Annotated in this window: 24 protein-coding genes and 1 pseudogene; 18 read left to right on the forward strand and 7 right to left on the reverse strand. The window is 34.1% G+C overall.

Annotation, left to right across the window (positions count from 1 at the left end; all coding sequences use genetic code 11):
• Positions 1-232: 232 nt before the first annotated feature.
• The 11 genes from QQZ16_RS15160 to QQZ16_RS15210 all read left to right on the forward strand — a co-directional run bounded on the left by QQZ16_RS15160 (position 233) and on the right by QQZ16_RS15210 (position 10,338).
• Positions 233-1,249: a threonine aldolase family protein gene (locus QQZ16_RS15160; protein WP_284561484.1), complete on the forward strand. Its 1,017-nt coding sequence runs from the start codon at positions 233-235 to the stop codon at positions 1,247-1,249.
• A gap of 257 nt (positions 1,250-1,506) precedes the next feature.
• Positions 1,507-1,899, forward strand: coding sequence for a DUF4181 domain-containing protein (locus tag QQZ16_RS15165; protein ID WP_284561485.1), 393 nt, complete (start codon positions 1,507-1,509; stop codon positions 1,897-1,899).
• Between the two features lie 528 nt (positions 1,900-2,427).
• Positions 2,428-3,225 carry an inositol monophosphatase family protein gene (locus QQZ16_RS15170; RefSeq protein ID WP_284561486.1) on the forward strand — a complete coding sequence of 266 codons (798 nt, stop codon included), beginning with the start codon at positions 2,428-2,430 and terminating at the stop codon, positions 3,223-3,225.
• Between the two features lie 311 nt (positions 3,226-3,536).
• Complete coding sequence (gene phnD / locus QQZ16_RS15175; RefSeq protein WP_081836572.1) at positions 3,537-4,445, forward strand: phosphate/phosphite/phosphonate ABC transporter substrate-binding protein; 909 nt, start codon at positions 3,537-3,539, stop codon at positions 4,443-4,445.
• Between the two features lie 76 nt (positions 4,446-4,521).
• Positions 4,522-5,289, forward strand: coding sequence for a phosphonate ABC transporter ATP-binding protein (phnC, locus tag QQZ16_RS15180; RefSeq protein ID WP_031536392.1), 768 nt, complete (start codon positions 4,522-4,524; stop codon positions 5,287-5,289).
• Positions 5,290-5,291: 2 nt separating this feature from the next.
• Positions 5,292-6,110, forward strand: coding sequence for a phosphonate ABC transporter, permease protein PhnE (gene phnE / locus QQZ16_RS15185; protein ID WP_031536394.1), 819 nt, complete (start codon positions 5,292-5,294; stop codon positions 6,108-6,110).
• Positions 6,110-6,907, forward strand: coding sequence for a phosphonate ABC transporter, permease protein PhnE (gene phnE / locus QQZ16_RS15190; RefSeq protein WP_031536395.1), 798 nt, complete (start codon positions 6,110-6,112; stop codon positions 6,905-6,907). Before phnE (QQZ16_RS15185) ends, phnE (QQZ16_RS15190) begins: the two co-directional genes overlap by 1 nt.
• 178 nt (positions 6,908-7,085) lie before the next feature.
• The gene (locus tag QQZ16_RS15195) at positions 7,086-9,041 is read left to right on the forward strand and encodes an FAD-dependent oxidoreductase (RefSeq protein ID WP_031536396.1); all 1,956 of its coding nucleotides are present in this window, start codon (positions 7,086-7,088) and stop codon (positions 9,039-9,041) included.
• Positions 9,042-9,180: 139 nt separating this feature from the next.
• Entirely contained in the window at positions 9,181-9,441 is a 261-nt protein-coding gene (locus QQZ16_RS15200) for a metal-sensitive transcriptional regulator (RefSeq protein ID WP_031536397.1), read from the forward strand.
• A 92-nt stretch (positions 9,442-9,533) separates the two neighbouring features.
• Positions 9,534-10,007, forward strand: coding sequence for a DsrE/DsrF/DrsH-like family protein (locus QQZ16_RS15205; protein ID WP_152910838.1), 474 nt, complete (start codon positions 9,534-9,536; stop codon positions 10,005-10,007).
• Between the two features lie 34 nt (positions 10,008-10,041).
• Complete coding sequence (locus tag QQZ16_RS15210) at positions 10,042-10,338, forward strand: rhodanese-like domain-containing protein (protein ID WP_048718457.1); 297 nt, start codon at positions 10,042-10,044, stop codon at positions 10,336-10,338.
• Between the two features lie 58 nt (positions 10,339-10,396).
• Here QQZ16_RS15210 and QQZ16_RS15215 read toward each other — a convergent pair whose 3' ends face one another.
• Complete coding sequence (locus tag QQZ16_RS15215) at positions 10,397-10,753, reverse strand: hypothetical protein (RefSeq protein WP_284561487.1); 357 nt, start codon at positions 10,751-10,753, stop codon at positions 10,397-10,399.
• A gap of 48 nt (positions 10,754-10,801) precedes the next feature.
• A complete protein-coding gene (locus tag QQZ16_RS15220; RefSeq protein ID WP_031536400.1) occupies positions 10,802-10,993 on the reverse strand; it encodes a hypothetical protein in 192 nt (63 codons plus the stop codon).
• 172 nt (positions 10,994-11,165) lie between these two features.
• On the opposite strand from QQZ16_RS15220, the gene QQZ16_RS15225 reads away from it, so the two are divergent.
• Positions 11,166-11,807: a spore coat protein gene (locus QQZ16_RS15225; RefSeq protein ID WP_284561488.1), complete on the forward strand. Its 642-nt coding sequence runs from the start codon at positions 11,166-11,168 to the stop codon at positions 11,805-11,807.
• 333 nt (positions 11,808-12,140) lie between these two features.
• Here QQZ16_RS15225 and QQZ16_RS15230 read toward each other — a convergent pair whose 3' ends face one another.
• A complete protein-coding gene (locus QQZ16_RS15230; RefSeq protein WP_031536402.1) occupies positions 12,141-12,392 on the reverse strand; it encodes a hypothetical protein in 252 nt (83 codons plus the stop codon).
• A 230-nt stretch (positions 12,393-12,622) separates the two neighbouring features.
• Between QQZ16_RS15230 and QQZ16_RS15235 the strand changes: the two genes are divergently transcribed.
• Positions 12,623-13,453, forward strand: coding sequence for a manganese catalase family protein (locus QQZ16_RS15235; protein ID WP_031536403.1), 831 nt, complete (start codon positions 12,623-12,625; stop codon positions 13,451-13,453).
• Positions 13,454-13,757: 304 nt separating this feature from the next.
• Entirely contained in the window at positions 13,758-14,861 is a 1,104-nt protein-coding gene (locus QQZ16_RS15240; RefSeq protein ID WP_031536404.1) for a 5-methyltetrahydropteroyltriglutamate--homocysteine S-methyltransferase, read from the forward strand.
• A 127-nt stretch (positions 14,862-14,988) separates the two neighbouring features.
• On the opposite strand, the gene QQZ16_RS15245 is transcribed toward QQZ16_RS15240, so the two are convergent.
• Entirely contained in the window at positions 14,989-16,020 is a 1,032-nt protein-coding gene (locus tag QQZ16_RS15245; protein WP_048718448.1) for a HAMP domain-containing sensor histidine kinase, read from the reverse strand.
• Positions 16,017-16,691 (reverse strand): response regulator transcription factor, encoded by a 675-nt coding sequence (locus QQZ16_RS15250; protein ID WP_284561489.1) that lies wholly within the window; start codon positions 16,689-16,691, stop codon positions 16,017-16,019. Before QQZ16_RS15250 ends, QQZ16_RS15245 begins: the two co-directional genes overlap by 4 nt.
• A gap of 201 nt (positions 16,692-16,892) precedes the next feature.
• On the opposite strand from QQZ16_RS15250, the gene QQZ16_RS15255 reads away from it, so the two are divergent.
• Entirely contained in the window at positions 16,893-17,099 is a 207-nt protein-coding gene (locus QQZ16_RS15255) for a hypothetical protein (RefSeq protein WP_048718446.1), read from the forward strand.
• A gap of 126 nt (positions 17,100-17,225) precedes the next feature.
• On the opposite strand, the pseudogene QQZ16_RS15260 reads toward QQZ16_RS15255, so the two are convergent.
• Both QQZ16_RS15260 and QQZ16_RS15265 read right to left on the reverse strand, forming a co-directional pair.
• Positions 17,226-17,930, reverse strand: a pseudogene (locus QQZ16_RS15260) (HAD hydrolase-like protein); the annotation flags it as partial.
• Between the two features lie 71 nt (positions 17,931-18,001).
• Positions 18,002-18,763, reverse strand: a complete 762-nt coding sequence (locus QQZ16_RS15265) for an NERD domain-containing protein (protein ID WP_051640930.1) — start codon at positions 18,761-18,763, stop codon at positions 18,002-18,004.
• A gap of 142 nt (positions 18,764-18,905) precedes the next feature.
• Between QQZ16_RS15265 and QQZ16_RS15270 the strand changes: the two genes are divergently transcribed.
• From QQZ16_RS15270 to QQZ16_RS15280, 3 genes are all read left to right on the forward strand, one after another.
• On the forward strand, positions 18,906-19,697 hold the full coding sequence (locus QQZ16_RS15270) for a hypothetical protein (protein ID WP_284561490.1): 792 nt from the start codon (positions 18,906-18,908) through the stop codon (positions 19,695-19,697).
• On the forward strand, positions 19,697-20,167 hold the full coding sequence (locus QQZ16_RS15275) for a hypothetical protein (protein WP_284561491.1): 471 nt from the start codon (positions 19,697-19,699) through the stop codon (positions 20,165-20,167). The genes QQZ16_RS15270 and QQZ16_RS15275 overlap by 1 nt, the downstream gene beginning before the upstream one ends.
• Positions 20,168-20,461: 294 nt before the next feature.
• Positions 20,462-20,578, forward strand: a complete 117-nt coding sequence (locus QQZ16_RS15280; RefSeq protein WP_235252640.1) for a DUF4023 family protein — start codon at positions 20,462-20,464, stop codon at positions 20,576-20,578.
• Positions 20,579-20,818: the final 240 nt, after the last annotated feature.

Raw genomic sequence — 20,818 nt, forward strand, 5'->3', positions numbered from 1 at the left:
AATCTCTTTTGTATATACAGTTTTTTTGCCCACGCAAAAACACCTCCGAATAATGTCACAATACTTATCTCAAGTATTGCCATTTTGGAGGTGTTTTATATTGTCTCACTATTTTAGGTTAGTCCAATGTACTCCGATGCGTTTGGCCTTTTTTATATTTTGAGTGAAAACATTTCGTGACAAGGAGAATCTTTTTATGAGAGAATATTTTTAAAAAAAGGAGGTTATGTCCATGTATAGTTTTAACAATGATTATAGTGAAGGCGCACATCCAAGAATTCTCCAAGCATTGGTAGAATCCAATTTACAACAAGAAATAGGGTATGGACAGGATTCCTTTACAAACAAAGCGGTGGAAGTATTAAAAGAAAAAATGAAAAGTGATGAGGTAGATGTTCATCTCTTAGTCGGTGGAACACAAACAAATCTCATTGCAATCTCTGCCTTTTTGAGACCACATGAAGCAGCAATTGCAGCTTCCACTGGACATATTTTTGTCCACGAAACAGGGGCGATAGAAGCAACAGGGCATAAAGTTTTAACAGTTGATACGGAAAATGGAAAGCTAACACCAGATTTGCTGCAAAAGGTGCTGGATGAACATACAGATGAACATATGGTTAAGCCAAGGCTAGTATACATATCTAACTCAACAGAAATTGGAACCATTTATTCCAAACAAGAACTTGAACTATTAAGTGCGTTTTGTCAAAAAAATAATTTAATTTTTTATATGGATGGCGCACGATTAGGATCTGCACTATGTGCAAAGGATAATGATCTAGATTTAAGTGATTTTCCAGAATTATTAGATGCTTTTTATATCGGTGGAACAAAAAATGGAGCATTAATGGGAGAAGCACTTGTGATAAAGAATGATTCCTTGAAGGAAGATTTTCGTTACCATATAAAGCAAAAGGGAGCGATGCTAGCTAAAGGGAGAGTTCTAGGAATCCAATTTTATGAACTATTTAAAGACAATCTTTTCTTCGAATTAGCGGAGCATGCTAATAAGATGGCAGACAGACTAAACATAGCATTGGCAGAGAAAGGCTATCAGTTTTTAACGGAATCTTCTACCAATCAGGTATTCCCGATTTTTTCTAATGAAATGATTGCAGAGCTGCAGAAGAATTACCAATTCAATATTTGGGGAAAAGTCGATAATGATCATTTTGCGATTCGACTTGTTACTTCATGGGCAACAAATGAGGAGGAAGTTGAAGCTTTTATTAAGGAATTAAAATAAAGCTTGTTAAAAAATCAAAAATTTAGTTTTTCTATGGCATACCGACAATAGAAATCGGTATGCCATATTTTAGTCCGGAAAAAAATGTATTTAAGATTAAACCGTAAAAAGATATAATCCAAAATTAATCCTAATTGTATATATTGCTAAAAAGATATAGATCGATGGAACTTTTTACCTTATAGTTCGTATATATTTACATAAAAATAACGGAGAAAGGAAAACGAGCTATGTACGGATTCGAAGGAATTTTTTGGTTGAAATTATTGATCATATTATTTGTCTTTTTTATAGCTAGTTACCTATTTGATTTAGTTGCTAGAAAAATATTGAATTTACCAAGACGAAAGTTTTTCTCTTATAACCATATAAATAAAGTGCACGAACGAATCGATTGGTGTATAAGAATTGCTTTCATGTTTCTTTTATTTATCGCCTTTATAATAAATTATGCTTATAAACTGTGGTATTTACAGCCCTATTTTGTATTGCTTCTTTTCATTACTGTTTCAGGACTTACACGTGCCTTAATAGAGTGGAAGTATTTGGATAATCGCAAAGAATCGCTATTTACATTTCTTCAACTTGGTTTCCTACTCCTATTGTTCAGTGGAATTGTGTGGATAGCTACAACATCATGGCTCGGATAATATGTAGTACAAGGAAAAAGACTAGTACTTGGAATAGGAATTAAAGCGGAGGAGTGTTTTACGCTTTAAAGGCGAGTTATAAACATTCCTTCTATGTGGAAAACTGCCGACTGATTTATTCTTAATATAATAGAATAATAAAATCTTAAATGCAGTGATGGTTGTATAGATTTAAAAGTAGAGAGCAATTTGCTTTCTATTTTTTTAGACAAGAGATTATCATTACATTCTCTCTGTTCCAATCCTTAACTTTTCCTGCATTCAGTGAATCAACATATTGAGGGGATATATATTAACCACAGTTATTTACAGCGTTAGGTAGAATGTAAATTTTTTATTAATATTATTGTGGAAACTTTTGCAAAATAAAAATTAGCATGAAAAAATTCAATATTCTATTGAAAGTAGAGATGATGTGATATAAACTAACATATAGTTACAAATAACGGCAAAACTATTAATTCTTATAGCTATTTTATACATAAATTAATGAAGTCTTGTATACAGTAAGTTTCAGAGGAGGAAAAGATGGTAGATTCGAGAGTAATTGAGATTGCTGAGAAAGCGAAGGAATGGACGCTGGAGGCTGGGGCACGTCTAAACTTATCTCAGGAAGAAAAGTTAAATGTCGAATATAAAACATCTGCTGCTGACATTGTTACCCAAAAAGATAAAGAAATTGAACAATTTTTTATCGGAAATATTAAGTCAACCTATCCTGGACATTATGTTTTAGGAGAAGAAGGTTTGTCAGATGTATTACCAATAGATACGCAAGAAGGAGTAGTTTGGATTATTGATCCAATAGATGGTACAACTAATTTTGTCCATCAGAATCTGAATTATGCAATTTCTGTTGCGGTTTATATTGATGGTGACCCAACCATTGGTTATATTTATGATCCTATTAAAAAGGAACTGTTCTCTGCAATAAAAAATCAGGGCGCTTTTCTAAATGATCAGCCATTATCTACTTTAACTTCATGTAGGGTAGAAGAAGCAGTAATATGTTTCAATCATTTGTGGCTTGTTCCAAATGAAAAAGTGGACTATGAAAAAATGCACCATTTAGTAAATGATGTAAGAGGTGTTCGTTATCTTGGCTCTGCAGCATTAGAAATCGCATATGTTGCTTGTGGGAGATTAGATTCTTCCTTGGATTTTAGACTTTCTCCATGGGATATTGCCGCAGGTATAGTCATTTTGAATGAAGTAGGTGCAGAAATGACAACCTTGGAAAACCAAGCGATTAATGTATTTACGAAATCATCCACTATATTTTCTAGACCGGGAATTCATCAATATATTCTTGAATATCTATCTTAAAAATAGTAGGTTTCTATTAAATTGAATATTCTGAAAAAATTAATGTTTCATTTAGCTAAATAAAGGATCAGGTAATTGTCAGTCTTTCTTAATTACTATTACCATTTGTATTACAGTATTTATATCTCTCTTTCGTAATAGAAATGGACTTTTTCCATTTTTATATATATTTTATCCATTACAACAATTTGAACAGGGGGGGACAAACTTTTAGTATGTAGATACATACTAAAAGCTACTTTTTTATCGTTTTTTTGCAGTTGTTTTCTTTTATTTATTACACAATTTATTAAGAAAAGAGGGCTAAGAAATTGAAAAAGACATTATTTTCACTAGTTATGGTATTAATGCTTGTAGCACTAACAGCTTGTGGTGGGAAAGAAAAGAACGAAAGTAGCAATGGAAATGACGAGGAAATTAAGGAATTAACTTTAGGGTTTATTCCATCACAAGAGGCAGATAAAATTGCTGATACAGTAGAACCACTTGAGGAAAAACTTTCAGAAGAACTTGGAATTCCTGTTAAAGCAGAAGTTATGATTGACTTCGTTGGATTAGTAGAAGGTATGAGAACGGGGAAAATTGACATTGGGTTCTTAAATCCATTTGGTTATGTTCAAGCAGAAGATCGTGCCGATGTTGATGTACTATTAAAAGCGATTCGTAATGGCGGCGACAGTTATGTTGCTCAATATGTTGTTCCAGCAGATTCAGAAATTAATTCTATTGAAGATTTAGTAAATACAGAAGGTCTTGTTTGGGCATATGCAGATACATTATCTACTTCTGGATATTTATTCCCTGCATCACAATTAATGGATATGGGCGTAGAGGATTTATCTACACATTTCCAACATTCAGTAGTTGGTGGACATGATAATGCGATTCTTTCATTACTTGATGGACAAGCTGATTTTGCAACTACATTTGATGATGCACGTGATACAGTAGAAGGTGACTATCCTACAGTTAAAGAAGACTTAAAGGTTATCGGTCATACAGATCCAATTCCAAATGATACATTATCTGTACGCAGTGATCTTCCAGATGAATGGAAACAAAAAATTAAAGATGCATTCCTAGCATTTAATGATGATGAAGAAATGATGGCAATCATGAATGATGTATATACTTGGGATGGAATTGCAGAGGCTAAGCCAGAAGATTATGATATTGTAAGAGAAGTATATAGCAAGTTCGAAGATGAGTTATCTGAATAATAGACAGTAATGTAAAAAAGGAGGAGCTAATTACCTCCTTTTTTACAAGTAAGTAAATGCAGAGGAGTTTCTTTAGATGATTGAATTTAAAAATGTATCTTTAACTTACCCGAATGGTCATCAAGGATTAAAGAATGTTAACTTAAAGATTAATGACGGAGAATTTATTGTTGTTGTAGGCTTATCAGGCGCTGGAAAGTCTACTTTAATAAGAAGTATTAATCAATTAGTGAAGCCTACAGAAGGGGAACTAATTATTAATGGAAAAGATACGTTAAAGTGTAATGAGCGTCAATTAAAAGAAGTCCGCAGAAATATCGGCATGATTTTTCAAAGCTATAATTTAGTAAAAAGAATGTCTGTGCTTCGCAATGTGTTAACTGGAAGTCTTGGCAGAACGGGTACATTTAAAAGCTTATTTGGATTATTTTCAAATGAAGATAAGGAATTGGCAATGGGTAGTCTTGCGAGAGTCGGAATTGACGATAAAGCATACCGCAGAGCAGATCAATTAAGTGGTGGACAACAGCAACGTGTTAGTATTGCAAGAGCATTAACGCAAAAGCCTAATGTCATCTTGGCAGATGAGCCTGTCGCAAGTTTAGACCCACCGACATCTCATACAGTTATGAAAGATTTAAAGAAGATTAATAAAGAAGACGGGATTACGACAATTATTAACCTTCACTTTATTGATATGGCAATGGAATATGCAGACCGTATTATTGGCATGCGTGAAGGAGAAGTAGTATTTGATGGACCAGTTAGTGAAGTAAGTGAAAAAACATTCGAAGAGATCTATGGTCGTCCAATTAAAGAAGATGACATTATAGGAGCTGAATAATAATGTCGAAGCAAAAGAATAAAGCGTCAGTGGATAATGGGAATATTGCTGTATTCCATTCAAAGACGAAAGTAACAATAACTTATATCCTTATAATTGTAATAGGCTTATATATAGCTTCTGCATTTTACACGGAAGCTTATCCAAATCTGATTATTGCTGGAATGCCAGTTGTTATAGATTTTGTTATTTATGATTTTTTTCCGCCTAATTTAAAGTACATTTCTACCGTTATGAAAGCATTAATAGAAACGTGGAATATGGCATTATTGAGTACAACACTATCGGTTATATTTGCATTGCCAATAAGCTTTCTTGCTGCTGCAAATATTAATAAGAACAAAGTGTTTTATCAAATTGTACGATTTATTTTAAACATCATTCGTACGATACCAGAGCTTATTCTGGCCGTTCTTCTTGTTGCCTTTATGGGTATTGGTGTTATCTCCGGTATTGGGGCATTGTTTATTTTTTCACTAGGGATTCTTGCAAAGCTTATAAGTGAAACAATTGAAGCGATTGATCCAAATCCTCTTGAGGCCATTCGGGCAACTGGTGCGAATACCATTCAAGTAATTAGATATGCTGTCATCCCACAAATTTTGCCGCAATATACTTCTTACGCATTATATGTGTTAGAAATAAATGTACGTGCATCTGTTATTTTAGGGTTTGTTGGTGCAGGTGGAATTGGGATTATTTTAAAACAGCAAACTAGTTTATTTAATTATGGAAATGTGTCAACTATCATACTTATGACATTTATTGCGGTCACTATCATTGACTTTGTAAGTAGTCGTGTAAGGGAGCGTTTATTATAATGACGAAAAATACTATCATACAAAAGCCGAAAAAAGACAGGATGTTTTGGATTAGAACAATTATTTCTGCTGTCATCCTTATTTTTCTATACTATATTGCCCTGACTACTACAGATTTGACATATAGAGGATCAACATTGAGTCCAGGCGCATTACTGCAACGTCTATTTTGGAATCCATTCTTTGATGATGCAGTATTAGAGAAGGTGCCTGAATACATAGCCTATATGATTGAAACATTAGCTATCGCATATGGAGGAGCAGTTATTGGAGCCATTTTAGCAATTCCATTTGGATTTTTAGCTGCATCCAATATTTCGAAGTTTTCCTATATTGGAAAATGGATTTTAAATGCAATTCGTGCATTTCCAGAGGTAATGTTTGCGATTATCTTTGTTGCTGCAGTTGGAATGGGACCATTTGCCGGGGTGCTTGCGATTGGAATTAACTCCATTGGGATGCTTGGAAAATTGTATTCAGAAGTTATTGAATCGATTGATATGAGTGTGCTTGAATCATTCAAAGCTAATGGTGCTGGAAGACTGCAAACGATTTGGTATGGGGTAATTCCACAGATTATTCCTGAATTTGCTTCTTATGCTATTTATCGCTATGAAATTGATGTGCGTTCATCTACCGTACTTGGTGTAGTTGGTGCAGGTGGAATTGGTACGCCTCTTATCATTGCCGCAATGCAGCGTAGCTGGGAACGAGTTGGGATGATGTTAATGATTATCATTGTTGTTGTTTCTGTCATTGACTTTATAAGTAGTAGAATTCGTAGAAGACTTGTATAAATTAGTTCATAGAATGGTGTTAGGCGATGCATTAGATACTTACTTATCTTTTGTAGTGCCGGACACCTTTTTCTTTACTTTCAATTTAAAGACATATATAATACATAAATAAACCCCTTGGGGTATTTTTTATACATTCTATTATACCCCTGTAGGTATTAAAGAGAGGAGATTTTATATGAAAACAAAAGTAGTTATAATTGGTGGTGTTGCAGGAGGTGCAACAGCTGCTGCAAGATTAAGAAGAATAAGTGAAGAGGCTGAAATCATCTTAATTGAAAGAGGCGAGCATATTTCTTTTGCTAATTGTGGATTGCCTTATTATATTGGTGAAACGATTACAGATCGCAGTAAATTACTTGTGCAAACAGTGGAAGGAATGTCTAATAGATTTCAATTAGATATAAGAGTAAATAGTGAGGCTGTAGCTATTGATGCAAAAAATAAAAAAGTGACGATTAAAAACTTAAAAACAGCTCAGGTTTATGAAGAGTTCTATGATAAATTGCTGCTTTCTCCTGGAGCTAGACCAATTATTCCACCTATTCCTGGGATAGAAAATCATGGATCTTTATTTACACTAAGAAATATACCAGATACAGATAGAATAAAAGATTTTGTCGATCATCAAGCACCAAATAGTGCCATAATAATTGGAGGAGGCTTTATTGGTTTAGAGATGGCGGAAAACCTAGTTGCTCGGGGCATAAAAGTAACAGTTATCGAAAAGGGTAATCAGGTTTTAGCTCCGCTTGATGTGGAAATGGCGAGTCCTGTTCAAACACATCTTAAACAAAATGGAGTCACTCTTATCTTAGGAAATGGAGTGAAGGGATTTGAAGAAAATGGCAAGAAAGTAGTATTAGAAGATAATACAGAGATAACCTCTGATATGACTATTCTTTCTATTGGTGTTAGACCGGAAAACGAGTTAGCAAAATCTGCCGGTTTAGAAATTGGAGTACAAGGTGGTATTATTGTAAATCACTTGCTCCAAACTTCAAATCAAGATATTTATGCTGTAGGAGATGCAATTGAGGTTCGCGATTATATCAATAAAAAAAAGACAATGATTCCATTAGCAGGACCGGCAAATCGTCAAGGACGAATTGCGGCAAATAATATATTGGGAAAAAGAGAAAAGTACGAAGGGACATTAGGTACTTCCATTGTTAAAATATTTGACCTAACAGTTGCGACTACAGGAAACAATGAAAAAGTGCTTCAAAAGTGGAATATCCCATATGAAGTGGTTCACATTCATCCTTATGCACATGCTGGCTATTATCCGGAAAGCTCACCTATTGCCTTAAAGCTAATTTTTGATAAAGAAACAGGACGAATTTACGGTGCACAAGCAATTGGAAGAGCCGGTGTAGATAAGCGAATTGATGTAATTGCAACTGCAATAAAAGGGAATTTAACAGTAGAGGACTTAACGAATTTAGAGCTCTCCTATGCACCGCCTTATTCATCTGCCAAGGATCCAGTAAATATGGCAGGATATGTTGCAACTAATATTGTAGACGGAGAACTAGAACAAATCCAGTGGCATGAAGTGGATCAAATAGTCCAAAACGGTGGATATTTAATAGATGTAAGGGAAAGTGTAGAGCGAGAATTTGGTTTTATTGAGGGATCTCAGAATATTTCCTTAGGTCAATTAAGAGATAAGTTAGATGAGTTACCAAAGGATCAACCGATTTATGTAAGTTGTCAAGTTGGTCTAAGAGGTTATTTAGCTAGTAGAATATTAAAAAATAATGGATTTGACGTAAAAAATGTAGATGGTGGCTGGAAAACGTATTCTGCTGTTACTAATTTGACAGATACAGTAGAAATCACAAAAGAAAGTAGTTCGCAAAAAGAAGAACGTAAAGAAGAAGGAAGTAAAGCAGAAGCGTCTATTCAAATTGATTCTATATTAGACGTTGCAGGTTTAACTTGTCCGATGCCAATTGTTAAGTTAAAAAAAGGGATAGATGAGTTACAGAGTAATCAAGTATTAGAATTATTGGCAACAGACAAAGGAATTTTAACTGATTTGCCGGCATGGACAAAAAAAGTCGGACATCAAATTTTAAAAACAGAACAAGAAGGTTCTATTATCAAATTTTGGATTAAGAAAAAATAGATGAATGGTAAGGAAATCTCCTTTTCATTAGCTGGCTTGTTCGTTGACAAACTATATATAGTATTATTTAATCAAGTATAATGAAATGATTAATAATGGTTGATTAAAAAATACTTATTGAGTGGAAGGAGCATTTTCTTTGGAATATAATGATCAATTAAAAAATAGAGTGAAACGAATGGAAGGTCAACTAAGAGGGATTCTGAAAATGATGGAAGATAATAAGGATTGTAAAGAAGTAATAACACAGCTATCAGCAGTTCGTTCAGCAGTAGATCGAACAATGGGAGTAATTGTTAGCACTAACTTAGTAGATTGTGTAGTAGAAGCAGAAAAAAACGGCGAAAGAATGGATGAAGTTATTAAAGAAGCTGTTAACCTGTTAGTAAAGAGTAGATGATAAAAAGGGATAGGCTCTAGAATAATAGAGCTTATTATTTTTAGTATGTATAATACCTATAGGGGTAAAGGTAAATGACTAGGAGTGGGACAATGACAAAGAAAACAACGATTGTACTATTTAGCGGAGATTATGATAAAGCAATGGCCGCATATATTATTGCGAATGGTGCAGCTGCTTATGATCATGAAGTAACGATATTTCATACCTTTTGGGGACTAAATGCACTTCGAAAGGAAGAAAAGGTCCAAATAAATAAAGGATTTTTAGAAAAGCTTTTTAGCAAAATGATGCCAAGGGGGGCGGAGAGAATGGGTTTATCCAAAATGAATTATGCAGGATTTGGCCAGAAAATGATTAAGCATATTATTGATAAACATCATGCGATGACACTCCCCCAATTAATTGCATTGGCACAAGAGCAGAATGTAAACCTTGTTGCTTGTACCATGACAATGGACTTACTTGGATTAAAAGAAGAAGAGCTGTTGGACGGAATAGAGTATGCTGGTGTAGCTGCCTATTTAGCGGAAGCAGAGGATGGGCATGTGAATTTATTTATCTAAAGTAGCTAAAAATATTTTTGGGAGGAATAATAGTATGAAGGAAATTACACCAAAGGAATTAAATCGTAAACTATCCAGCGGGGAGAACGTATCCATTATTGATGTTCGTGAACCAGCTGAAGTGGCTACAGGAAAAATTCCTGGCGCAATGAATATCTCTTTACGCTTACTTGAATTTCGTATGCATGAATTAGATAAGCAAATAGAATATTATATCGTTTGTCAAGCTGGTGGAAGAAGTAGTCAGGCAGCCCAATTATTATCGGAAAATGGTTTTCATGTAGTAAATATGGTTGGTGGGATGCAGAGCTGGGAAGGGAAAATAGTCTAAGCTATATTAAAAAACAGGAAGCGAGATCAATTCATGCTATCCTGTTTTTTTGTTATTTTTAATATATTTTGGGGAATTTAATGGGGGAATTTAAAGACAACTTGTCCTTGTAAGAACGATAGGCAATAAGAATCTGATCCTTTGTGCTAGCATCTAACTGTAAAATATAATTGCCATTTGTCTCTAAATAGTAATGAATGCCATTTTCCTGCAAATGGCTAAAATAATAATAATTCCCCAATAAATATTTGCATTCTGTTTTTGTTTCCTTATGATCTTTTATAAAAGCTGCAAGCTGATTAATGGAGACAGAAGCTTCTCCAGTTAGGTTGAGGAAACTTTTGCGAACTGAATCAGTTGCATGGGCAAAAGAATCTCTCACTTTTGTGACCACTTTATCTAAATAGCTACTCATTTCTACCTCCATATGATTCCTAAGTTTTACAAATTCTTTTTCTATAAATTATTGTTTAAATGTTTGGTTAAATTTTGCCAATTCAGGGTCTTTTTTTAATTGCTTCACATGAAAGGCAGTTGTTTCTGCGCCAGTGTCTCTACTTATACCTAATTGGTCTCCATCAGCATCAGCAATTACTCCCTCTCTTGGCCCATCCATATTAGGATCCACGTTAACATGTACTTGATCTCTTGGCATTATAACACCTCCTCCTAATTGTTAGGATGGATTAAAATAAGAAAATAATCCATGTTTTTAGAAACCAAACCATATGTATTGCCATATTATGTTTTATTTTTAAACGAATAGTTTAATGTGGTTTTATCATACTAATCCTGTTGTTTATTATATTAGAAAAGGAGGACGTTATATGTTAGAAAATGGACAGCAAGTACACCAAAATATACAAACAGGACAAGTTCCCCAAGCAATGAATCATGGTGGGCATGAAATGTTCGATGTTCATGAAGTTTTGGCTGGTGCAATAAATACATTAAATTTATATAAACTGTTAGGGGGGCATATTCAGGATCCTGAATTACGTGATATCCATAACAGACAATCTCAATTTATCCAAGAAGAATATAATTTAACATTACAGTGTTTTCAAACAGGACAATCCCCTGCTAAGAGAACTGAGCCATATATGATGAAAGAAAATAATGATTTCATCTTTGGTATGACGCAAATGCCACCATCTAAACCAATTCAAAATGTTACGGAAATAAGTGATCAACATGTGGCAGCAGCAATGCTAAATGCACTTAAGGGAACTGCCTCTATGAAAACGATGGCAGCAGCAGAGACAACCAATCCAGTAGTACGCCGTGTTATTGCCGCGTCTATACCAAACTGTCTTGAAATGGCTTATGAAGTTTCCTTATATCAAAACAAGCATCATTATTATCAAGTGCCACAATTAGCAGCACAAGATATGCAGCAAATTTTAAACGGATTTGCTCCTGCTCAAGGTATGCCGATGCAACAGCAAATGAATAATAATATGCATTAATTGCTTTATTGTAGAAGAAGTTGTCTCGAATTTATGAGGCAACTTCATTTAAGGTCAAGGAAAAAAGGGGAGCTTATTCTGTATGAAAAAATAAATTTATCTTCTTACTATTTCTACTTTTCCCATCTTATTCTATATTTGAGTTACTTTGATGTTGGACGTGGGAAAACGTTATTGCCTTCAAAAATATAATAAGTAATCAACTAAGTTAGAGGAGTATGCGGAAAAAGTAGGATAAAATCGATTATTGACAGTTTTTATCATTTTATTTCCCGGGAAAGCAATGGACTGACTTTCCTGTACAATAAGTTATGGAATGTCAGCGCTATATTTTCACTTCATCCCCGTATTAGCTTTAACAATAACTTCTGCGTATTTCTTCTCATCCCGTTTATTGGATAGTGATGTTCCAATAAATGCTCCTAAGAAACCAGCTGGAATCGAAATGATGGCCGAATTTGTTAAAGGGAATATAGCAGTTCCAGTTAAAATAGCGATACCAGGCTCTGGATTGAGTACACTAGGACTAATCGCAACCAATACTAATGCAGTAAATAATCCAGTTATTATATAGCTGATTAGCAATGGTTCTTTATTCTTAAATATAAGCGTTTTACTTAAATGAAAATACTTCTTTTTGATGCAAAAACGGAGGAAGTTACTATATTAGAAAATTATAAGAGAAAAAAGTTCCAGGAGGCATTTTAGCACCTGGAACTTTTTGCTTGGAAATATTTCCCGCAGTTTACTCTTATGTAATCCGGGGTACATCTTAATCGAACAGTAAATACGAAAAGTCATAAGGAGGAGATATCATGTTTCGTCATCAAAAGGAATTACAGTTTGAAGTGAAAGTGGACAATCCAGATCCAATGTTAGCACGTCAAATCCAAGAGGTACTTGGAGGGCAATTCGGGGAAATGACAGTTATGATGCAATATCTTTTCCAAGGTTTCAACTGTAGAGGAGAAGAAAAATATAAGGATATGCTAATGGATATCGGGACAGAGGAAATTGGACATGTGGAAATGCTCTGCTCTCTTATAAGTCAGCTTCTAGATGGAGCGTCACCTGAGGATCAAGCGGAGGCTGCAAAAGATCCAGCAGTTGCAGCCATTATGGGTGGAATTAATCCACAGCATCTGCTAGTAAGTGGTTTGGGTGGTATGCCTACAAACTCTAATGGGGTACCGTGGAATGGATCTTATATTGTAGCAAGTGGTAACCTATTAGCAGATATGCGTTCCAATCTTCACGCAGAAAGCCAAGGCCGTCTGCAGGTGGCAAGATTGTACCATATGACAACAGATGAGGGAGTTAAAGCAACATTTAGAAAAATGTTAGCCCGTGACCGCTACCACCAATATCAATGGATGGCTGCAATTGAGGAACTAGAAGCGAAAAATGGTGTGGTCGTTCCAGCAACTTTCCCACCAGAAGCAGAAAAAGAATCGCAACCAGAAGCATATGAATTTTGGAATCTATCAGAAGGAGATGCTTCTTCTGAGGGCTTATGGGCAACAGGAAGTGCACAAGATGGTACAGGTGACTTCGTTTATGTAAAAGAACCAGTTCCGAAAGGACAAGTTCCGATTAATCCTATTCCATCTGAATCCTTGCATCATGATTTGAATATTAAAACATAAAATGATAAAAAATAGACGTCAGCTATTATAACAAAATAGTAGCTTGCGTCTATTTTTTGTTTCTTCTAGTATTCTTTTTCGAAATAGTGTAGAATTACTAGAAAAGTTTTAAATAATCACAAGAATTAAAATTTTGTGTGTTTCCGAATGCTTGTTTTCATGTTACATTTATTTATAACTAAGCAAGGTGTGGAAATTAGTTATGTATGATCCACAAAGGAGATTTTTCTATACATAATAATTTGTTTTTTAGAAAAATCCAAACAAAAAAAAGAGAGAAGAAATTTACGGAGGTAGGATTCAAATGACAAAAACGATTATTAAGGCACCATTTAGAGCAGATCATGTAGGCAGTTTGCTTCGTCCACAATCAATTCATGATGCTAGAAAGAAGTTTGCTGATGGAGTTATTACTGCAGAAGAACTACGTGCAGTAGAAACAGAAGAAATCAAACGAATTGTCGATAAACAAATAGAAGTTGGTCTTCAAGCAGTTACAGATGGTGAGTTTCGTCGTCGCTTCTGGCATACTGATTTCATGGAGCATTTAAATGGTGTAGAAGGTTATGTACCTGACCACGGTTATAAATTTAATGGGGTTGAAACAGAAGCATATGACGTACGAGTTACAGGAAAAGTATCTTTTAATCCTGATCATCCTCATCTTAAAGATTTCAAGGAATTTTATGAGATTGTGGGAGATCGTGCCGTTGCCAAAATGACAATCCCAAGTCCAAATCAATTTTTCAATGCAGGAATTCGTAATGAAGAAATCTATCCGGAGCTTGCAGATTATGCAAACGATGTTATCCAAGCATATCGTGATGCAGTTCAAGCATTTTATGAAGCTGGGTGTCGTTATTTACAATTTGACGATGTTTATATTGCAGGACTTTGTGCTCCAGAATTACCATTTGCAAAAAGTGAGTTAGAAAGACAAGAATTAATCGATTTAGCTTTACGTGTAGTTAATGGTGTTCTAGAAGGAAAACCAGAAGATTTAATCGTTACAACACATCTATGCCGTGGAAACTATCAATCTACTTGGGCATTTGAAGGTCCATATGACAAAATTGCGCCTAGCTTCTTTGCCAAGGAAAAAGTAGATGGTTTCTTCTTAGAGTATGATGATGAACGTTCTGGTGGTTTCAAACCACTTGAGTTTGTACCAAATGGTGGAGCGCAAGTAGTTTTAGGAGTATTCACTTCAAAAAGTGGAGAATTAGAAGATAAGGAAGCTATCAAAGCACGTGTAGAAGAAGCTTCTAAGTACGTTTCTCTTGAGCAGATTTGTATCAGTCCACAATGTGGATTTGCTTCCACTCATCATGGAAATAAATTGACAGAAGAAGAGCAATGGAATAAATTGAAATACATTGTTGATGTGGCAAAAGAAATTTGGGGATAATATTGAAGAGAGAAAAAACAGGTACCAAAGCAATTGGTGCCTGTTTCTTTTTTATAAAAAACATAAATTTTCACTATTAAAATATCTCTCTTGTCTATGGAAAAAGCAAAAGGAAAGAGGGAAGTACTTATATTCGAACGATAAAGATGCTACCACAATCTTTTTCACTCTCAACATAAATCTCTCCATGACATAGTTGCACAATTCGCTTTACAAGTGCTAATCCTAGCCCATTGCCTGATTTGGAATGAGAGGTATCTCCTTGATAAAATTTATCGAAGAGATGTGCTTTTGTATGCTTATCCATACCAGATCCATTATCTTGGATTATAAAACAAATTTCTTCCTTTGTCTTTGTAAGGGTTATTTGTATCAAGCCCCCACCATTTGAAAACTTAATAGCATTATCCAAAAGGTTTAACCAAATTTGTTGCGTTAAATCTTCATTGCCACTATAGGTCACTTCATCTAGTTCGACGTTAATATTAATTTCTTTGGCAGCCCATTTTGGTTCCATTAAGACGATTGTTTTTCGTATTTGCTCGTCCAATCGAAATGGCGCTTTATCGGTAATAATTTCAAGATTTTCATACTTTGAAAGTGCCAGTACATTTGTAGAAAGTGCCGCTAACCGCTCCGACTCGGTTATGATAATATCTAGGTATTCTTGTCGCTCTTCTTCTGTTAAATTATTTTCTTTTAGTAATTTTGCGAACCCACGTAAAGATACAATAGGGGTTTTGAATTCATGTGAAAAATTATTTACAAAATCACTTCGTAATGTTTCAATTCCGGAAAGCTCTTGAGTCATTTTATTGAAGCTTTGGGATAATTCTTCTAATTCTCCTATTCCTTTTATGTTTACTTGCACCGTAAAATCACCATCAGCAACTTTATGTGTAGCATCGATTACGGTTCGAATAGGGTTTAATGCCTTTTTACTGAGAAAGGCTGTTAAGGAAGTTCCAAGTAATATACAGAAGCCTAAAAAAGCGACTAAGGGAAATAAAGGAAGCTGACTATTCTTTGAGATAATTCCTAAATGCTGTAAGGCAAAAGTAATCATGGCAGCTACCAATACCGTTGCAACCATTACACTAAAGACAAACATAACTAATGTGATAGCAAGACTTAATCGTTTGGTAAAGAAATCTCTCATCCTGTTTTCACTCCCTTATAGCCTAGTCCGCGAACAGTCACAATTTCAAATTCTGGAATATCTCGCAACCGGTCTCTTAACCGGTTTATATGAACATTAAGTGTGCGATCATCTGTTTCAGATTCCATCCCCCAAATCTCATCCATGAGCTGAATGCGTGTGAAAATCATATTTGGATAGGATAGTAGTTTGAACAATAAGAAAAATTCTTTAGGTGGCAACGTAAAAACGAGATCACCCCGGGATACGGTAAGTGCATCATAATCAAGTACCGTTTTACCCACTGTAAGCTTATGTTCATTAGCAATTTTAGCTCTCCGTAAAAGAGCTTTAATACGAAGCACCATTTCTTCTTCATCCACAGGTTTAGTCATATAATCATCGGTACCGACAAGAAACCCTTTCCTTTTATCTTTTGGTTCTTGTTTTGCAGTAACCATTAATATAGGGAGAGTCTCCCATGATTGTCTAAGCTGTCGCGTTAATTCATAGCCATCCATTTTCGGCATCATTAAATCAAGAACTACTAAATCAACATGTTCTTTTTCCATCATACAAAGAGCTTCCATTCCATCTTGAGCATCAAAAGTTTGATACCCATACTGTTTTAAGACAGCACACATTAATTTTCTTGTATTTTTGTCATCTTCCACCACTAATATTTTAAACATCAAATGCCTCCATAGCTATAAGTTATCCTAATTTTAAAAGCAAAATGTAAACTGAAAATAAATTTTTAGAAGTTTATATTCAGTTTACTTTACAACATTATACTAAGTAACATAAATATGAAAATCTATGTTTTGTATAGAAATAAATTAATGTATTTAATTGAATACATTGTACGATGGGAAAAAGGGGAGATAGTTTTGATGGGTTACTCCATTTTATTTAGTTATTATGAAATAGTAGGAGACGAAGCGCATTTAATAGATGAATACAAATTGCCCTATGAGGAACGGAAAGAAAGCTTAGAAACATTGTTAAGTCAACAAAATTACGAATTTATTGGAAACGTTGATTTATGGGGGATTCGCACAAACAGCTTTATGAGTATTGCTGAAATTGTAAAGAATTGAAACGGGATGCAATTTGATAATAAGGAACAATATGTTTAATAGCTAAGCTGCCAAATAAGGCAGCTATTTGTTCTATAGCTTTATAGATTCCGCAGTAGGATTATTAGTCCTAGTCCTATTAATCTCTTATATATTATGTAGAAGTTCGTTAACTGGATAGGTGAATAATTTCGGTATAATTGATTTTAACTCCAATAAATCATCAATAACGATAGCAGCCTGGCTAATTTCATCTTCTCTAGCAAAATCAAAATTACAGCCGATAGAAATTAGTCCATTCTCTTTGGCAGCCTTAATATCAGAAAGTCGGTCACCGACAACAGCAGCACTAGTTATTCCGTGTTTGGCTATGATACTACGAACAAGATCTGATTTATTCAGTGATGCAATTTGTTGAATACTATATGTCTCTGTAAGCCAATTATTTAATTGATAGAATTCTACAATGGCATGTAAATATTCTATTAAGCCATTACTAGCTACGTAAATGGAAAAGTTATTTTCTTTCAAATAGGAGAGAATTTCTTTTACATTTGGGTATAATGCACCTTTTCCATTCTTTATATTTGTAACCAATCGTTTAAGAAAATAAGCATCCGTTTGTTCTCTTACCTCGATAGAATGATTAGGTAATAATGTTTCCCAAACGATCGGTAATGGAACACCCATAATTTCACGATATGTTTGAATGGGGGTAGCTCCTTCCCAATAATGAAGAGAGCGCAAGTGATTAAAAGTATCATTAAGGGATATTTCTAAAATTTTATCTGTTTGAAAAAGCGTGCCATCCATATCAAATATTAATGCTTGAGACATTTCGTTCTCCCCTTTGTAAAGTTCGTTTTATTTCTAAGATATATTTTAGCATAAAATTCCAATGGTGTTTTGAAGTTTTACATAGGTCATATAGCTTTTGTATATCTACATTTGGGAAAATTACTACAACCAGTAAAGGGGCCATTTTTTCCCTTACGTTGAACAAGTGAGTTGCCACAATGGGGACAAATATTTTGTTTTACTTTCTTTTTATTTGTTTTTACTTCAGACTGTATCGACTTAATATGATTTTTTGCTACTTTTTTCTTTTGTTTTTTATCAGAAATTAATAAACTATTTAACTTGTTTTCGATAGTATCTCGATTAATTGTTTCTTGAATGAAAGGTACATCCAGTTCTTTTATAGTAGAGAGAAGTTTCCGGTTATTTATGACAGATGCTTTTTTAAAAGGTGTTTTGTATTTTAATGTTGCTTCATTACTAAATACGATAATAGAGTAAATAGGAAAGTTTTCTGGGATTTCTTCAGAAAGATACTCCTTTATAGCTTGAATATGTCCATAATTTTGCCAAATTGGATTTTTGAATTTATGTTTTTTCTTATAAATAGCTTGTGTCCACGTCTGACTATTTTCACTTCCATAAATCCATCCTTGATAGTTTTTGGTCTCTATTATAAATAAAGCATTTTTACCAAACAGAACATGATCTATTTGAGACATGCCTCTTTTACTATTTGGAACATATAAATCTCTCCATTGCTTGTATGGAAATTCCAATTTGGATAAAAGTTTATTTACCCTCATTTCCCCAATAAAACCCTTTATTGTTGGGTAGAAGCGATTAGCGATAACTAAAAATAGTAATAATGCAAAAATTCCTATCAATTTTAATCTTCCTTTCTATTTTCTTTTAGTTCTATTGTACTAAAAAAGTTAAATCATGGATGAACTTTCATATTTTAGACAAAAATAACACCAAGTTATTATTCCTTTGTAATATATGAAGAAAAACAAGGTGAATTTAATTATGGATAATTTTACAAATGACAATACAGCTAGAAGGTTTAGGGCGCATGTTAGTGTTCTCGGAACGACACAAATTCACCTGCGAAATCCTTATATCATAGGGTGGTGGAGTGCTGCTTTTCCTGGATTCGGACATCTTCTTTTATCAAAATATCTACGAGGGTTTGTTTTATTTATTTGGGAAGTTATAGTAAATGTTAACAGTCATTTGAATTTAGCTATGATTTATTCGTTTCAAGGAGAGATTGACAAGGCTAAAGAAGTTCTTGATACAAGATGGCTGCTCATTTATATTCCAGTATATATCTTCGCTATTTGGGATAGCTATCGAACGACAGTAGATTTGAATAAAGTGTTTGTATTGGCAGAGCGGGAGGAGCATCGGTTCAATTCTTTTAGTATCGGTGTAATGGAAATCAACTATCTCGATAAGAGGAATCCTTTTATGGCAATTATATGGTCACTTTTTGTGCCAGGATTAGGTCAATTATATATACATAGAATTGTCACTGCATTTTTTGTGATTATTTGGGTGGTAGTATTTTTTTATTTATCTCATGGACTTGAAGCCATTTCCCTATTGTTTTTAGGGGAAATAAAACAAGCTACATCGGCATTAGATGCTGAATGGTTGTTGTTTTTCCCGTCGATTTATGGATTTGCTACGTTTGATTCCTATATAAACACCGTAGAAAACAATAAACTTTATGATAAAGAACAGCGCTTTTATTTTAAAGAAAATTATCAATCACCGTCATTTAAAGTATTAAAAGGGCAAAAGGTGAAGTCATAATGCAAGTATTTTCAACATTTGAACATTCGAGTTTTATAGAAATGGCTATTAGTACGCTAGAGAAAAAGGGGATTAAGAAGGAGAGTATATTTATTCTTCCTTTAGATAATCAAACAGGAGAACGTAAACTTTTTGATAATATTCATCTATCAGATGGAACCTCTTTTATTGATATTGGAGCAGCACTAGCTACTGCTTTTTCTGTTATTGGGGCAAGTATAGGGTTTAAGCTTAGATTAGGACCGATTTATTGGGGGTTAATAGGAGCCGCGGTCGGTTTTCTTATTGGAGTTGGGATTCGCTTTTTTACAGAAATAGTCATAAAAAAGAGAAAGCGATTGTTAAAGGGAATTCATTCAGAAGTAATCGTAATTGTGGATTGTGAAGAGTCACAAGGAGAAATGGTTGAGAATATATTCTTTGATCATTATGCCCTAGGGGTGGCGAAGGTGAAGAGTTTAGTGAATTAATAAGAAATGTATGGAGGAGTTCCTGCATTGATATCGTTCAAATAGAATATTATTTAAGCGAAGAAACAAAAATTGCCATTGCTTTACAAGAAAACTGTAAAAATTGTGGCAAACAAGTAACTAGAGCTATTGAAATAGACTGAGCATGTGACGCTAATCCAAAGAGAAAGGAATTTTTTTATTTTGCTAAATATTCGTTTTACAATGTATGCCCCAGAGAAAAGAAAGAATTTGAAAGAATGTAAAGTTTGTTAATGGGATAAAATAACATGAACATTTGTAGGAGGGATAATAATGGAAGATACGAATCAGTTTGTTAAAAAATTGAAAAATGATCAAAAGAAGCAAGAGAAAAACAAAAAGCATGGCAAAGGACATCCAGAAGAAAAACTGCCTAATAAACAGCATTAATAAAGTGAAAGAAATGCACTCTGATTTAAAGTATTGGAGTGCATTTCTTTTATAAACAGGTTAATCCCCTTTTTTTGCAGAAAAAATCCTTTTGGGCTATCACCTATTTCAAGCGATTGCATAATTTAGCAGAGGGTGATGAAAAGAAAGGGGCAGATACTGAAAATCGAAAAAGTAATGACATACTATGGTTATGATTTACTGATAAACGAAGTTTTACATAAAAAATGCTTGAAGTGT

This window comes from Bacillus sp. T2.9-1 (genome assembly GCF_950097965.1).
In the GTDB taxonomy this organism is placed as follows: domain Bacteria; phylum Bacillota; class Bacilli; order Bacillales; family Cytobacillaceae; genus Niallia; species Niallia hominis.

Coding starts and splice junctions, on each gene's coding strand:
- phnE (WP_031536395.1), top strand. CDS start 6,110: ATGACGAAAAATACTATCATACAAAAGCCGAAAAAAGACAGGATGTTT.
- phnE (WP_031536394.1), top strand. CDS start 5,292: ATGTCGAAGCAAAAGAATAAAGCGTCAGTGGATAATGGGAATATTGCT.
- QQZ16_RS15170 (WP_284561486.1), top strand. CDS start 2,428: ATGGTAGATTCGAGAGTAATTGAGATTGCTGAGAAAGCGAAGGAATGG.
- QQZ16_RS15240 (WP_031536404.1), top strand. CDS start 13,758: ATGACAAAAACGATTATTAAGGCACCATTTAGAGCAGATCATGTAGGC.
- QQZ16_RS15255 (WP_048718446.1), top strand. CDS start 16,893: ATGGGTTACTCCATTTTATTTAGTTATTATGAAATAGTAGGAGACGAA.
- QQZ16_RS15250 (WP_284561489.1), bottom strand. CDS start 16,691: ATGTTTAAAATATTAGTGGTGGAAGATGACAAAAATACAAGAAAATTA.
- QQZ16_RS15205 (WP_152910838.1), top strand. CDS start 9,534: ATGACAAAGAAAACAACGATTGTACTATTTAGCGGAGATTATGATAAA.
- QQZ16_RS15225 (WP_284561488.1), top strand. CDS start 11,166: ATGTTAGAAAATGGACAGCAAGTACACCAAAATATACAAACAGGACAA.
- QQZ16_RS15275 (WP_284561491.1), top strand. CDS start 19,697: ATGCAAGTATTTTCAACATTTGAACATTCGAGTTTTATAGAAATGGCT.
- QQZ16_RS15210 (WP_048718457.1), top strand. CDS start 10,042: ATGAAGGAAATTACACCAAAGGAATTAAATCGTAAACTATCCAGCGGG.
- QQZ16_RS15220 (WP_031536400.1), bottom strand. CDS start 10,993: ATGCCAAGAGATCAAGTACATGTTAACGTGGATCCTAATATGGATGGG.
- QQZ16_RS15270 (WP_284561490.1), top strand. CDS start 18,906: ATGGATAATTTTACAAATGACAATACAGCTAGAAGGTTTAGGGCGCAT.
- phnC (WP_031536392.1), top strand. CDS start 4,522: ATGATTGAATTTAAAAATGTATCTTTAACTTACCCGAATGGTCATCAA.
- QQZ16_RS15245 (WP_048718448.1), bottom strand. CDS start 16,020: ATGAGAGATTTCTTTACCAAACGATTAAGTCTTGCTATCACATTAGTT.
- QQZ16_RS15195 (WP_031536396.1), top strand. CDS start 7,086: ATGAAAACAAAAGTAGTTATAATTGGTGGTGTTGCAGGAGGTGCAACA.
- QQZ16_RS15235 (WP_031536403.1), top strand. CDS start 12,623: ATGTTTCGTCATCAAAAGGAATTACAGTTTGAAGTGAAAGTGGACAAT.
- QQZ16_RS15160 (WP_284561484.1), top strand. CDS start 233: ATGTATAGTTTTAACAATGATTATAGTGAAGGCGCACATCCAAGAATT.
- QQZ16_RS15215 (WP_284561487.1), bottom strand. CDS start 10,753: ATGAGTAGCTATTTAGATAAAGTGGTCACAAAAGTGAGAGATTCTTTT.
- QQZ16_RS15280 (WP_235252640.1), top strand. CDS start 20,462: ATGGAAGATACGAATCAGTTTGTTAAAAAATTGAAAAATGATCAAAAG.